Below are 13,943 nucleotides of genomic sequence, written 5' to 3'. Positions count from 1 at the left end.
TCAGTACCTCACTCTCGGGTCGATGAGGGCCGCGATGACGTCGACCAGGAAGTTCGTGACGGCGACGATGACGGCGAGCACCGCGACGATGCCCTGCACGGCCACGAAGTCTCGCGCCGACAGGTACTGCTGCAGCTGGAAGCCGAGGCCGCGCCAGCCGAAGGTCGTCTCGGTGAGGACCGAGCCGCCGAGCAGCATGGCGATCTGCAGGCCCATCACGGTGATGATCGGGATGAGTGCCGGCTTCAGCGCGTGCTTGCGCACCAGGCGAAGCTCGGAGACGCCGCGCGACCTCGCCGCGTCGACGTACTCGGAGCCGAGCGTGCCGATCACGTTCGTCCGCACCAGGCGGAGGAAGATGCCCGCCGTGAGGAGGCCGAGCGTGAGGGCCGGCAGCACCGCGTGGCTGAGCACGTTCAGGGTGATCGTCGAGTTGCCGAGCCGGAGCGCGTCGAGGATGTAGATGCCCGTCGGGTTCTCGATCCGGCCGAGGGCGATGGCGATCCTCGTGTCGGCACGCCCGCTCAGCGGGAGCCAGCCGAGCCAGACCGAGAAGGTGAGCTTGAGCAGCAGGCCCGCGAAGAAGACGGGAGTGGCGTAGGCGAAGATCGCGAGGATGCGCAGCACGGCGTCGGGCCAGCGGTCGCGGAGGTAGGCCGCCAGCATGCCGAGCGGGATGCCGATCACGAGCGCCACGATCAGCGCGTAGATCACGAGCTCGAGGGTCGCGGCGCCGTACGTGACGATGATGTCGCTGATCTGGCGGTTGTCCGTGGCGGTGGTGCCGAAGTCCAGGCGCACGATCTGGCCGAGGTACTCGACGTACTGGACGATGATCGGCCGGTCGTAGCCGGCCGCGGCGAGGCGCTCGGCGAGCTGCGCCTCCGTCAGACGGTCGCCCACCGAGGCCGTGATCGGGTTGCCGACCACGCGCATCAGGAAGAACACCAGCGTGACCAGGATGAAGACGGTGGGGATGATGAGGAGGGCCCTGACCACCAGGTAGCGTCCGAGACCACCGCCTCCGCCGCCTGCACGGCGTCGTCGGGGGGCCGCCGGGGCGGGCCGCTCGGGGGCGATCTGGTCGCCGGTGAGCACTGTCACGTCGATGTGCCTTTCTGGGTGGAGCGAGGAGGGCGGACGCGAGGGGTGCCCCGCCCGTGGGCGGAGCACCCCTCGTCGTCGCGCCGTGAGGCGGTCGTCCTGCCGACTAGCGGCTGAGCGCTCCGTAGCGGAACTTGAACGACGCGTCGAGCGTGTCGTCGACGCCCTGCACGTCGCTGGCCGAGACGACGACCTGCGTGCCCTGGAGGAGCGGCAGCGTGGGCAGGTCGGCCGCGACGGCGTCCTGGACGTCCCCGATGAGCGCCGTGCGGGCCGCCTCGTCGTCCTCGGCGATCTCCTGCGACAGGAGGGCCTGGACGGCCGCCGAGTCGTAGTGGTTGCCGACGAAGTTGTCCTTCACGAAGAACGGCGACAGGTAGTTGTCCGCATCCGAGAAGTCCGGGAACCAGCCGAGCTGGTACACCGGGTAGGCGTCCTGACGGCGCTCGGTGGAGTAGGTGTCCCACAGGGTCGACTGCAGGTTCACGGTGAACAGGCCCGACGCCTCGAGCTGCGTCTTGATGAGCGCGTACTCTTCGTCGCTCGACGCGCCGTAGTGGTCGGGGCTGTACTGCAGGTCGAGCTGCACGGGAACGTCCACGCCGGCCGTCGACAGCGCCGCGGTCGCCGCGTCGGCGTCGGGGCCGCCCTGGCCGTCGCCGTAGAGCGACTCGAGCGGCTTGGTGGCGCCGGTCAGGCCGTCGGGGACGACGGAGTAGAGGGGCGTGTAGGTGTCGTTGTAGACCTCTTTGGCGAGGGCCTCGCGGTCGACGACGCTCGCGACGGCCTGGCGCACGGCCAGGGCCTTCGCCGCGTCGGCGTCGGGCTGGGTCGCGCCGTAGGGCATCGTGTCGAAGTTGAAGACCATGTAGCGGGTCTCGCCGCCGGGGCCGTTGTGCACGGTCAGCGAGTCGTCCTTCGCCAGGTCGGCGAGGTCGGTCGGGCTCAGGCTGCGGTTCGCGACGTCGACGTCGCCCTCCTGCACGGCGAGCTTGAGGTCGGTCTCCTCCGTGTAGTACGTGGCGGTGACCGAGTCGGTCTTCGCCGCGCCCAGCACGCCGTCGTAGGACTCGTTGGCCGCGTACTGGATCGACTCGTTCTCGGAGTAGTCGGTGATCGTGTACTGCCCGGAGAAGGCGTTGCCCTCGACGATGTCGTCCGGCGTGGTCAGACCGGTCGCCGAGAAGACGTCCTCGTCGACGATGGGGCCAGCGGGGCTCGAGAGGATCTGGGGCCAGGTCTGGTCGGCGCCCTTGAGCGTGAAGACGACCGTCTTGTCGTCGGGGGCCTCGGTGCTGGCGAGGTTGCCGAGCAGCGACGAGGGGCCGTTGTCGTCCGCGATGGCCAGCTGGCGGTCGAAGGTGAACTTCACGTCGCTCGAGGTCAGCGCGTTGCCGTTGGCGAACGTCAGGCCGTCCTTGAGGGTGACCGTGTACGTGGTCGGGTCGGTGAACTCGGCCGACTCGGCGAGGTCGGGCTCGACGTCCGGGCTGCCGTAGGGCGAGTTCATCAGGAACCCGAAGACCTGGTTCTGCACCGCGAACGAGCCGTTGTCGTACGACCCGGCCGGGTCGAGGGAGGTGATGACGTCGGTGGTGCCGACGCTGATGCCGTTGAGCGCGTCGTCGGCCGCGTCGCCGCCGGACGCGCAGCCGGCCAGGACGAGAGCCGTGGCGGCTGCTCCCCCCATGACGGCGAGGACGCGGCGGTTGAGCCTGGAGTCGGATGTCATTCCGGTTGCCTCTTTCTCTGTGTGCAGGGACCCCGAGGCCGCAGCTGTGGGTGCGACAGTGCACGGGGGGTAGCTATTCGTAACACACAGTCAGCTCTCGGCTGCAACCGGTAGGCGATCGTTTACAAACTCGCAACGAAGTTTGCCACCTGGTCCGACCGCGGCTCGGCATCGTCCACGCGGCCGCCGCACCCCCTCACTGCTCGGCGGTGAGCGCCCTCCGCTCGACCTCGACGGCGGCGAGCTGCACCTGGATCTCGCGCCACTTCTCCGGGTCGGTCTTGACGTCGGTGCGGAACGACCGGCCCATCAGCTCGGACTTCTCGCGGATCAGGTCGCGTTCGACGATCGACACGACGATGCCACGGCAGTAGGTCGTGATCTCCCTGTCCTGGCGCTCGGGGATGGGGGCCACCGCCAGCTCCTTCGCCAGGGCGTCGAACGGCGAGGGAGTCTGGTCGAGCACGACGTCCAGCCAGGAGGCGTCGCCGAACTTGTCGAGGCTCGCGCCGATGGCGTCGCGCACGACCGCGAGCGACGACGTCTCGAGACGGGCCTGGACTGCCCGCCTCATCAGCTCGAAGCCCACCGCGTCGGGGTGCTGCAGCATCGCCATCACGGCGTCGCGCTCCGTGCGCGTGGTCAGGTCGCCCGGCAGCGTCATGAGGCTCGGGCCGGCCGGCTCGTCGGGCAGGGGCGGCAGGCTCGTGATGGACTGACGCCCCTCTGACGCGTTGGCCGGCAGGGCGCGAGGCGCCGACGCCGCCGCCTGCGCCTGGCGCATCACGGAGGTGACGACCTCGACGACGCTCTCCGTGTCCTCTCCGACGGCCTTCGCGAGGAATCGCGCGTAGCCGAGCCGGATCGAGTTGTCGCGGATCGACGCGACGGCGGGAGCGGCCGCCCTGACGGCGCTCGCCCGTCCCTCCACGGTCTCCAGGTCGAACGCCAGGACGCTCCGCTGGATCATGAACTCGAACATCGGCCGGCGGGTGTCGATCATGCGCCGCACGGCGTCCTCGCCCCTCGCGAGCCGCAGGTCGCACGGGTCGAGGCCCTCGGGCGGGAGCGCGACGAAGGTCTGCGTCTGGAAGCGCTGCTCCTCGGCGAAGGCGCGGGACGCGGCCTTCTGGCCGGCCTCGTCGGGGTCGAACGTGAAGACGACCTGGCCGAGCGCCGAGAGGTCGTGCCCCGCGCTCTCGCCGAGCATCGGTCGCAGCAGCTTGATGTGGTCGACGCCGAAGGAGGTGCCACAGGTGGCCACGGCGGTCGTCACGCCCGCCAGGTGGCAGGCCATGACGTCGGTGTAGCCCTCGACGATGACGACTTGCTTGCCCTTCGCGATGTCGCGACGGGCGAGATCCAGTCCGTAGAGGACCTGCGACTTGTGGTAGATCGGCGTCTCGGGGGTGTTGAGGTACTTGGGCCCCTTGTCGTCGTCGAGGAGGCGCCGCGCCCCGAAGCCGATGGTCGACCCGGTGACGTCGCGGATGGGCCACACGAGTCGACCTCGGAACCGGTCGTACGGGCTGCGGTCGCCCTGGCTCAGGAGGCCGGCCGTGACCAGCTCCTCGTCCGCGAAGCCCGCGCCCTTGAGGTGCGAGCGGAGGGCGTCGAACGACTTCGGCGCGAAGCCGACGCCGAAGCGCTCTGCGGCGGCGGGGTCGAAGCCGCGCTCGCCGAGGAACCGCCTGGCCGGCTCGGCGTCCGCCGCCGTCAGGTGCTGGACGAAGAACTCCCGCGCCGCCTCGTTCGCGGCGATCAGGCGCGCACGGCCGCCGTGGTCGCTCGCCTGGCCGCCGTCCTCATAGCGCAGGGTGAAGCCGATCCGGCTCGCCAGCCTCTCCACCGCCTCCTGGAAGGTCGTGTGGTCGGTCTTCATGACGAAGCTGTAGACGTCGCCGTCCTCGCCGCAGCCGAAGCAGTGGTACCGGCCGACCTGGGGCCGGACGTGGAAGCTCGGGCTGCGCTCGTCGTGGAACGGGCAGAGGCCCTTGAGCGAGCCGACCCCGGCGCCCTTGAGGGTCACGTGGTCGCCCACGACGTCGGCGATGTTCGTGCGCGAGCGCACCTCGTCGATGTCGTCGCGCTTGATCAGGCCGGGCACCGGACAGTCCCTCCTCGGCGCACGGAGCCGGTCACGGGGCGGGTACCAGGGCGAGCCGCGGGGCGGGTCACGGGGCCGGTCATCGCGCGCCGACGAGGCGGTCGTGCCAGCTGACCGCACTCTGGTCGGTCAGGGAGGCGACCTGGTCGACGACCACGCGCCTCCTGCCGTCGTCGTCGTCGGCGACGGCCCAGTCGGCCCGGAACCCCGGGTCGAGCTCGGAGTCGCCCGCCGCCCAGAGCGCGTCGGACAAGGTCGTCAGCACCTCTCGCTGGCGCTCGTAGATCGGCTGCCGGTGCCCCTGGGTCATCACGAAGGCGGCAGTGATGCCCTTCAGCACGGCGATCTCGCCGATGACGTCGGGCGAGATGACCATGCTGGCGCTGAATCGGATGAGCGACTGCTCGGCGTACGACTCGCGCGTGGACTGCGTGGCCGAGCCGGCGAAGCGGCCGATCAGCTGGCTCGTGAGGTTCTTGAGGCGGGCCTGGTCGAGACGGCCGCCGTCGTAGGAGCGGAGCCAGAAGGGCTGGCGCCGGAGGCGGTCGAAGGCCTCCTCGAGCTCGTCCCGGCTCAGCTCGCCGCCGACCCAGGCGTGCATCGCCGTGACCAGCGCCTCGTGGCCCTCTGGCGATCCGAGGCTCGACACGTCGACGTAGCCGTTCACGACGGCGTCCTCGAAGTCGTGCACCGAGTAGGCGATGTCGTCGGAGAGGTCCATCACCTGGGCCTCGATGCACCGGCGGCGGCGAGGCGCGCCCGCCCGCAGCCACTCGAAGGCGGCGGTGTCGTCGTCGTAGAAGCCGAACTTCATGCGCCCGCCTGGGTCGGGGACGCCCTGCGCCGTCGGCCACGGGTACTTGCAGCTCGCGTCGAGGCTCGCCCGGGTGAGGTTCAGGCCGAAGCTGCGCCCCGTCGCGTCGATGACCTTGGGCTCGATGCGCGTGAGCAGCCGGAGGGTCTGGGCGTTGCCCTCGAAGCCCCCGATCCCCGAGGCCCACTCGTTGAGAGCCCGCTCGCCGTTGTGCCCGAACGGCGGGTGGCCGAGGTCGTGCGCCAGGCATGCGGTGTCGACCACATCGGGGTCGAGCCCGAGGCTCGTCGCGAGCTCGCGACCGACCTGCGCCACCTCGAGCGAGTGCGTCAGGCGGTTGCGGGCGAAGTCGAGGCCCGCGGTCGGGCTCAGCACCTGCGTCTTCGCGGCGAGGCGGCGCAGGGCGCTCGAGTGCAGCAGACGCGCGCGGTCGCGGGCGAAGTCGCTCCGACGGTTCGAGTGCTGCTCGGGCAGCCAGCGCTCGGAGTCGGCGGGGGCGTAGTCGACGCCGACGCCGTGCAGGGAGGCAGTGGTCACCGGGGGCCTCTCGGGCTGGCGGGGAAGGAGGAGTTCAGGGAGGTGCGACGGACGGACGACGGGGCAGCAGGCACGCCTCAGCCCCCGCTGTGGTGCAGCTCGGCCGCGACCAGCTCGCCGCGGAACGCCTCGTCGAGCTCGCGGCTCTCGAGCCAGCGGTCGGGCAGCGACGGCCGCTTCGGGCTGCCGGCACGACCTCTCGGCCCCTCCGCGGCGTCGCCCGGGTAGGGCTGGTCGGCGTCGAGGGTCGCGAGCAGGTCGTCCATCTGCTGCAGCGACTCGACGGCGGCCAGTGCGGCGCGCGTGTCGCCGCCCACGGGGTAGCCCTTGAAGTACCACGCGACGTGCTTGCGGATGTCTCGGCAGGCGTGCGGCTCGTCGCCGTCGTAGAACTCGACCAGCAGCTCGGCGTGCCGCCGGAACGACGTCGCCACCTCGCCCAGGGTCGGCTCGGCCTTCTGCTCCTCGCCGCGGAAGGCGGCCGCGAGGTCGCCGAACAGCCAGGGCCGCCCGAGGCAGCCCCGCCCGACGACGACGCCGTCGCAGCCCGTCTCGTCGACCATGCGGAGCGCGTCCGCCGCGGACCAGATGTCGCCGTTGCCGAGGACCGGCACGCTCGTGACCGTCTGCTTAAGCTTCTCGATGGCCGACCAGTCGGCCTGGCCCGAGTAGTACTCGGAGGCGGTGCGGGCGTGCAGGGCGACGCTCGCGACGCCGGCTCCCTCGGCCGCGCGGCCCGCCTCGAGGTAGGTGAGGTGCTCGTCGTCGATGCCCTTGCGCATCTTGACCGTCAGCGGCACGTCGCCCGCGGCCTTGACGGCCCGCTCGACGACCTCCCGGAACAGCCCGATCTTCCAGGGCAGTGCTGCTCCCCCGCCGCGCCGCGTGACCTTGGCCACGGGGCAGCCGAAGTTGAGGTCGATGTGATCCGCGCGGTCCTCGGCGACGAGCATGGTCACCGCCTCGGCGACGGTGTTCGGCTCGACGCCGTAGAGCTGGATGCTGCGCGGCGTCTCGCTCTCGTGGTGCGTGATCAGCCGCATCGACTCGGGGGTGCGCTCGACGAGGGCGCGGCTCGTGATCATCTCGCTGACGTACAGGCCCGCCCCGTGCTCGCGGCACAGGCGGCGGTAGGCCGTGTTGGTGATCCCGGCCATCGGCGCGAGGACGACGGGCGAGGCCACGTCGATCGGTCCGATCGAGAGGCCGCGGGAGGGCAGGGTGGTGGTGGTCATCGGTACGATTCTCCCATGAGCGGCCCTGCATCGACATCCTCCGACGAGTCGCCTGTGGAGGGTGCCGTGGCACCGGGAGAGGTGCAGGGGCCAGGCACGCGGCGGCTCCTCGCCGACGCGGCGGCACGTGGCCTCGACGTCGAGATCGTCGCCCGACCGGCGGCCGACAGCCTCGAGGAGGCGGCCTCGCTGCTGGGGGTCGACCCCTCGTCCGTCGTCAAGAGCCTCGTGGTCAAGCGGCACGACGGGTCGTTCCTGTTCGCGCTCGTCCCCGGAGACCGGCAGATCTCATGGCGCAAGCTGCGGACCGTGGTCGGCGTGAACAAGCTGTCGATGCCGGCCGCCGAGGTCGCCCTCGACGCCACGGGCTTCGAGCGCGGCACCATCACGCCGATCGGCAGCTCCACGCCGTGGCCCGTGGTCGCCGACGAGCGCATCGTCGGTCGACGAGTGGCCATGGGAGCCGGCGGGCACGGTCTGAGCGCGTTCGTCGAGGCTGACGACCTGATCGAGGCGTACTCGGCGACTGTGGCGGACATCAGCGACTGACCGCCGCCTCCTGGGCAGGGTCTGCGTCGATCGGATCGGCGGTCGGCGGCCCGCTCGGGGTCAGGGCGCCGACGGTGGCGACCACTGCCGGCAGCAGGCACGAGTCGCCCTCGCACGCGAGTGCGTCCGCGTCGCCGAGCATGGCGAACGGGCTCATCGGAGGGCGTCCGTCTCGGCCGCGGCCAGCTCGGACTGCACCTGCTGCAGGGCGCCGAGGAACGCCTCGGGCGCCTGCGCGCCGGAGATGCCGTACTTGCCCTCGAGGACGAAGAAGGGCACGCCCGTGATCCCGAACGACTGCGCCTGCTGCTGGTCGGCACGCACGTCGGCGAGGTGCTCGTCGGACTCGAGCGAGGCAACGACCTCGTCCCGGTCGAGCCCCAGCTCTGCCGCGAGATCCGCGAGGTCGGCCGTGCGACCGACGTGCCGGCCCTCGACGAAGTAGGCGGCGAGCACACGCTCGGTCATCTCCAGCTGGAGGCCCCGCGCCTTCGCGAAGTGCAGCAGCTGGTGCGCCTTCACGGTGTTCGTGTGGTGCAGCGAGCCGAAGTCGTAGTCCAGTCCGACCTCGGCCGCGATGCCCGTGACGTGGTCGAGCATGCCGCGCACCTGGTCGGCCGGCATCCCCTTGTGCTTCGCGAGGAAGTCGACCTCGTCGCCCTCGAAGTCGACCGGGGTGTCGGGCGACAGCTCGAACGAGTGGTACTCGACCTCGACCTCGCCGTCGAAGCGCGCCGCAGCGTCCTCGAACTTGCGCTTGCCGATGTAGCACCAAGGGCAGGCGATGTCGCTCCACACGTCGACCTTGATCGGCGTGGCGGAGACGGGCGAGGAGGCGGTGGTGGTCGTGTCGGTCACGACAGGGCCAAGTCCGCGTGGGGGCGCGGCATTCCCGGCTGGGGCCCCAGCCTCCAGCGGCGTCTGCCCCGCGGGCCCAGCAGTCGCGGGAGGCGAGCCTCGGGACGGGCGCGGGGCGGCGGTCCGCCGGCGAGCCTCACGAGCTGGTCGACCGCGTCCTGCACCGTCGACCAGCTCTCGCGTACCTGTCGGTAGCTGGCCCGGCACGGCACGAATCCCGCCGCGATCGTCAGGAGGTCCTTCCGCCGGTCGTTCTCGAACCGGTCAGCGTGGTGCTCTCGGCCGTCCGTCTCGAGGGACGCCGTGCCGTCGACGACGTGGTCGACGGCCTCGCCCCGCGGGCCGACGATCACCTGCCGTTCGACGAGACGGCCGGCCAGGCGCAGCCGGGTGCCCGCCGCGCTCTCGAGGATGCTCTGAGCGCCGACGTCGCTCCAGTCGGCCAGCCCGGACGCGTCCGCACGGTGCCGCCCGAGGACGGCCCGGTCGTCCCCCTCGGTGATCAGCTCGACGTAACGGGCCCAGTCGGCCAGGATCACCGCGTCCTCGAAGCCGGGCGCCTCGACCACGGCGCGAGCCAGTGCGTCGCGGGCGTCCACGGTCGCGCTGCCGCCCCGATCGACCACGTCCCCTCCGTCCCACACGACGCGCACGCCGACGCGGCGCCTCAGACGCGATGCGCTGCGCGGCACGGAGACGACGACGTCGGGTGGACGGCGATCCCAGGCCCACGCGCCCAGGAGAGCGAGCGCGGCTGCCCCGGTCAGCCTCCCTCCGACCGCGACCGCGACGAACCTCGGGTCGGTGGACGGCCAGGTCGAGTACCACCCGCGCCTCGGACGCCGGACGTCCAGAGCCCGCACCGCAGCCGTGAGGTGTCTGTCGGTGGCGCCGTGGCCGACGAGGTCGCGCTTGTGCAGCAGGCCGCCGGCCGCGGCCACCAGCTCTCGGATCGTCGTCATCCCCCGACCCTGCCCGTGCGGGAGCACGAGCCGCAGCGTCCGTCGCTCCGCCTGGGGACACCGTGCTCAGGACGCGACACCGTGGAGGCCCGACGGCTGCCGCCCGGTGCAGCCCCTCCGCCCGCCCGCCGCTCGTCCTAGTGCCCCGGGGCGTCGGCAACTCCTGCACCGCGGAGTCGTCGCTGCGGCTCAGACCCGCCGCCGCGTGGGCACCCGACCCGGATCAGGAGTTGCCGACCGACCTCGGGTCCGGCGGGCAGGCGGAGGCACGCGCGCGGCGGGGCGGGGCGGGGCTGGGCCGGGCCGGCGGGCGGGCGGGCCCGATGCACCAGCACCGGACCCGGACGGGCGACCCGGGCGGCCCGGGCGGCTCGACGGGCGCTACGCGCCGAGCAGCTGCTCCGCGAGGTACCCGCGCAGCGCAGTCAGGGGCATCCGCTGCTGCTCCATCGTGTCGCGCTCGCGGACCGTCACCGCGTCGTCCTCGAGCGAGTCGAAGTCGACCGTGACGCAGAACGGCGTGCCGATCTCGTCCTGGCGGCGGTACCGGCGGCCGATGGCGCCGGCGTCGTCGAAGTCGATGTTCCAGTACTTGCGCAGGTCGGCGGCGAGGCCGCGGGCCATCGGCGACAGCTGCTCGTTGCGGCTGAGGGGCAGCACGGCGACCTTGATCGGCGCCAGGCGACGGTCGAGCTTGAGCACGGTGCGCTTGTCGACGCCGCCCTTCGCGTTGGGCGCCTCGTCCTCGGTGTACGCGTCGACGAGGAAAGCCATCAGCGACCGGGTGAGCCCGGCCGCGGGCTCGATCACGTACGGCGTCCAGCGCTCGTTCTTCGCCTGGTCGAAGTACGACAGGTCTTTGCCGGAGGCGGCGGCGTGCGTCTTGAGGTCGTAGTCGGTGCGGTTCGCGACGCCCTCGAGCTCGCCGAACTCGCCGCCCGCGAAGCGGAACCGGTACTCGATGTCGACGGTGCGCTTCGAGTAGTGCGAGAGCTTCTCGGCCGCGTGCTCGTAGAGACGCAGGTTCTCGGGGTCGATGCCGAGGTCGACGTACCACTGGAACCGGGCGTCGATCCAGTACTGGTGCCACTCCTCGTCGCTGCCGGGCTCGACGAAGAACTCCATCTCCATCTGCTCGAACTCGCGCGTGCGGAAGATGAAGTTGCCGGGCGTGATCTCGTTGCGGAAGCTCTTGCCGATCTGGCCGATGCCGAACGGCGGCTTGATGCGCGACGACTGCAGGACGTTGTCGAAGTTCGTGAAGATGCCCTGGGCCGTCTCGGGTCGCAGGTACGCCATGCCCTGATCGTTGTCCACCGGCCCGAGGAACGTCTTGAGCAGGCCGGAGAAGTTCTGCGGCTCGGTCCACGAGCCGGGCTGGCCGGTCTCGGGGTCGCGCACGTCGGCGAGGCCGTTCTCGGGCGGGTGGCCGTGCTTGGCCTCGTAGGCCTCGAGGAGGTGGTCGGCGCGGTAGCGCTTGTGGGTGTGCAGCGACTCGACGAGGGGATCGCTGAAGACCTCGACGTGCCCGGACGCCTCCCACACCTGGCGGGGCAGGATGACCGCGGAGTCGAGCCCGACGACGTCGTCGCGGCCCTGCACCATGGTCTGCCACCACTGGCGCTTGATGTTCTCCTTGAGCGCGACGCCGAGCGGGCCGTAGTCCCAGGCCGACCGCGAGCCCCCGTAGATCTCGCCCGACTGGAAGACGAACCCGCGGCGCTTGGCCAGGGCGATGACGGAATCGAGACGGTTGGGTGCTGCCACGGGGTGTGCTCCAGAGGATCGGTCCGGGCGCGGGGCCCGGCGGTCGAGGTACCCGGCAACTCTAGCCGCGCGGGCGACCTCGCCCGCCCCGCCCCGGCACCCATGACGCCCCGGTCACCGCGCCAGGGAGGCGACGACCGCCTCCACGTCCTCGCTCGTGTTCCAGAGGTGGAAGGCCACGCGCACGCGACCGGCCCGTGCGGAGACCGTGAGGCCCGCCTCCCCCATCGCCGTCGCGGCACGGCCGTCGACGTCGGCCCAGGTGACGATCGCCTGGTGCTGCTCGGGCAGGTCGAGCCTGCGGCAGAGCTCGTCGCCCAGCCCGCTGGCGTGCGCCCAGGTCTCGGCCGGGTCGAGCCGGGCGAAGGTCTCGAGGGCGGCGGCGGCACCCGGCCAGGCGGGCCAGGCGGGCGAGACGTCGAAGGCGCGGGCGTCGTGGGCGAGCTGCATCGCGGGCCCGTAGCAGGACGACCAGACGGAGTCGCCCGCGTACCAGCCTGCCTGGACGGGCCGCAGCTCGGCGAGGGCACGCGCGGACAGCGTCATGAAGGCCGCGCCGCGGGGGCAGCACAGCCACTTGTACGCGTGCCCGACCGAGACGTCCCAGGAGGAGGCGTCGACCGGGAGGACGCCCGCGGCCTGCGTCACGTCGCAGACGGTGAGGACGCCGTGGGCGGCGGCCGCGGCGCGGATCCGCGCGTCGTCGGCCACGACGCCGGTCGCGGACTGCACCGCCGACCACGCGACGCACCACGTTCCGGGCCCGACGGCCTCGGCGAGCTCGTCGACGGGGACGCTCCGGACCGTCACGCCCCGGTGCGCCTGCTGCAGGAACGGGTAGACGACCGAGCTGAAGTCCCCGTCGACGCACACGACCTCGGCACCGTCCGGAGCGGCGGCGGCCACGACGGCGACCATGGCCGAGGTCTGTGAGCCGATCGCGACGCTCGTGACGGGCACGCCCACCAGTCGCGCGTACGACGACCTCGCGCGCTCGACGACGTCGCCGTAGGCGACGGGCGAACGCGAGCCGGTGGTCCAGCGGTCGAGGTCGTCGCGCTGGGCCGCGAGCGTCTCGGCCAGGGGCAGGCCCATGGTGCACGGGGCGAGGTAGCCGGTGCCGGGGGCGAAGCGGGTGGCCGCCTCCTCGACGGTCAGGGTGCTGCTGGTCTCGGTCATCGCACCAGAGTGGGCCGGGCACCGCGGTACGACAAGACCAGGATGGTGACGCATGCCATAACGCCGAGTTATGGTTCGTGGATGACCGACGACCTCGATCTGCTGACCCTCCGCATCGTGCGCGCGGTCGCCGACACCGGCACCGTGACCGCCGCGGCCGCCGAGCTGGGCTACAGCCAGCCCGCCCTCAGCCAGCACCTGCGGCGTGCCGAGGCTCGCATGGGGCACCCGCTGCTGCTCCGCGCAGGTCGCGGGGTCGAGCTCACGGAGGCAGGGCAGCGCCTCGCCGATCACGCAGTGCACGTGCAGGCCGCCCTCGACGCGGCTCGCCAGGAGCTCGACCACCTCGGCGGTGCCACCTCGGGACGGGTGCGGCTCGCGGGCTTCCCCAGCGCCTCCTCGACCCTCGTGCCCGACGTGCTGTCGCGGCTGCGCGCCAGCCACCCCGGCCTGCAGGTCGACTACGTCGAGGCGGAGCCGCCCGAGGCGCTCGTGCTGCTGCGCGACGGAGCCGTGGACGCCGCGCTCGTGTTCCGCCATGCGGGGCGAGCTGCGACCGACAGGGAGGGGGCGCCCGAGTCGCTCCCCGAGGCCCCGCTCTTCGTCGACCGCACCGTGCTCGTGCTGCCGCGCACGCACCCGTTCGCCGAGGGCGACGACTTCGGCACCCTGCGCTCCGAGCGCTGGATCGGCGGCTGCCCACGCTGCCGCGGGCACCTGCTCACGACCTGCGCCGCGGCGGACTTCGCGCCGGACGTCGTCCTCGAGACCGACAACGCGCTCGCCGTGCTCGGCCTCGTCGCGGCCGGCCTCGGCATCGCGCTGCTGCCGGGCCTCTCCCTGCAGTCGGCGGCGATCCCCGAGGAGGTGCGGGTCGTCACCCTGCCCCCGGCCGTCTCGCGGGTGATCGCCGTCGCGCACCGTCGCGGGGCCCGGCGCGTGCCGAGCATCCGTGTCCTGACGGAGGCGGTGGCCGGGGTGCTGCCGGGCCGGCACGGCCTCGAGGCAGTGAGCGTCGAGGTCGCGGGCGAGAGCAACGGCGAGGCTGCCGTCGGTCGTCCGAGCTAGGCTGACCCGACGACTCGGGAAGGTGCACGCT

General features: G+C 72.0%; 12 protein-coding genes. 2 read left to right on the top strand and 10 right to left on the bottom strand.

The annotated features are described in order from the left end of the window. The 5 genes from JOE35_RS08455 to dusB all read right to left on the bottom strand — a co-directional run bounded on the left by JOE35_RS08455 (position 1) and on the right by dusB (position 7,529). Complete coding sequence (locus tag JOE35_RS08455) at positions 1-1,080, bottom strand: ABC transporter permease (protein WP_374099722.1); 1,080 nt, start codon at positions 1,078-1,080, stop codon at positions 1-3. Positions 1,081-1,210: 130 nt separating this feature from the next. Further along, positions 1,211-2,836: an ABC transporter substrate-binding protein gene (locus JOE35_RS08450; protein WP_209560727.1), complete on the bottom strand. Its 1,626-nt coding sequence runs from the start codon at positions 2,834-2,836 to the stop codon at positions 1,211-1,213. A 196-nt stretch (positions 2,837-3,032) separates the two neighbouring features. Next, positions 3,033-4,943, bottom strand: coding sequence for a DNA primase (gene dnaG, locus JOE35_RS08445; RefSeq protein ID WP_209560726.1), 1,911 nt, complete (start codon positions 4,941-4,943; stop codon positions 3,033-3,035). Between the two features lie 79 nt (positions 4,944-5,022). Next, a complete protein-coding gene (locus tag JOE35_RS08440) occupies positions 5,023-6,294 on the bottom strand; it encodes a deoxyguanosinetriphosphate triphosphohydrolase (protein WP_307802998.1) in 1,272 nt (423 codons plus the stop codon). Positions 6,295-6,371: 77 nt separating this feature from the next. Beyond that, the gene (gene dusB, locus JOE35_RS08435) at positions 6,372-7,529 is read right to left on the bottom strand and encodes a tRNA dihydrouridine synthase DusB (RefSeq protein WP_209560725.1); all 1,158 of its coding nucleotides are present in this window, start codon (positions 7,527-7,529) and stop codon (positions 6,372-6,374) included. A gap of 15 nt (positions 7,530-7,544) precedes the next feature. Here dusB and JOE35_RS08430 point away from each other — a divergent pair, with 15 nt between their 5' ends. Beyond that, on the top strand, positions 7,545-8,078 hold the full coding sequence (locus JOE35_RS08430; RefSeq protein WP_209560724.1) for an aminoacyl-tRNA deacylase: 534 nt from the start codon (positions 7,545-7,547) through the stop codon (positions 8,076-8,078). Here the strand turns inward: JOE35_RS08430 and JOE35_RS08425 are convergent. From JOE35_RS08425 to JOE35_RS08405, 5 genes are all read right to left on the bottom strand, one after another. Continuing rightward, complete coding sequence (locus JOE35_RS08425) at positions 8,068-8,235, bottom strand: hypothetical protein (RefSeq protein WP_209560723.1); 168 nt, start codon at positions 8,233-8,235, stop codon at positions 8,068-8,070. The two genes, JOE35_RS08430 and JOE35_RS08425, sit on opposite strands and share 11 nt — an antisense overlap. After that, positions 8,232-8,936, bottom strand: coding sequence for a DsbA family protein (locus JOE35_RS08420; RefSeq protein ID WP_209560722.1), 705 nt, complete (start codon positions 8,934-8,936; stop codon positions 8,232-8,234). Before JOE35_RS08420 ends, JOE35_RS08425 begins: the two co-directional genes overlap by 4 nt. Then, the gene (locus tag JOE35_RS08415) at positions 8,933-9,898 is read right to left on the bottom strand and encodes a hypothetical protein (RefSeq protein WP_209560721.1); all 966 of its coding nucleotides are present in this window, start codon (positions 9,896-9,898) and stop codon (positions 8,933-8,935) included. Before JOE35_RS08415 ends, JOE35_RS08420 begins: the two co-directional genes overlap by 4 nt. Before the next feature lie 381 nt (positions 9,899-10,279). After that, positions 10,280-11,665: a glycine--tRNA ligase gene (locus JOE35_RS08410; RefSeq protein WP_209560720.1), complete on the bottom strand. Its 1,386-nt coding sequence runs from the start codon at positions 11,663-11,665 to the stop codon at positions 10,280-10,282. Positions 11,666-11,779: 114 nt separating this feature from the next. Then, entirely contained in the window at positions 11,780-12,844 is a 1,065-nt protein-coding gene (locus JOE35_RS08405; protein WP_209560719.1) for an aminotransferase class V-fold PLP-dependent enzyme, read from the bottom strand. A gap of 81 nt (positions 12,845-12,925) precedes the next feature. On the opposite strand from JOE35_RS08405, the gene JOE35_RS08400 reads away from it, so the two are divergent. After that, positions 12,926-13,912, top strand: coding sequence for a LysR family transcriptional regulator (locus JOE35_RS08400; RefSeq protein ID WP_245186077.1), 987 nt, complete (start codon positions 12,926-12,928; stop codon positions 13,910-13,912). Positions 13,913-13,943 lie beyond the last annotated feature (31 nt).

The organism is Frigoribacterium sp. PvP032 (assembly GCF_017833035.1).
GTDB lineage: Bacteria > Actinomycetota > Actinomycetes > Actinomycetales > Microbacteriaceae > Frigoribacterium.
The sequence above is the reverse complement of the archived record's forward strand: the minus strand, read 5'-3'. Positions and strand labels throughout refer to the sequence as shown.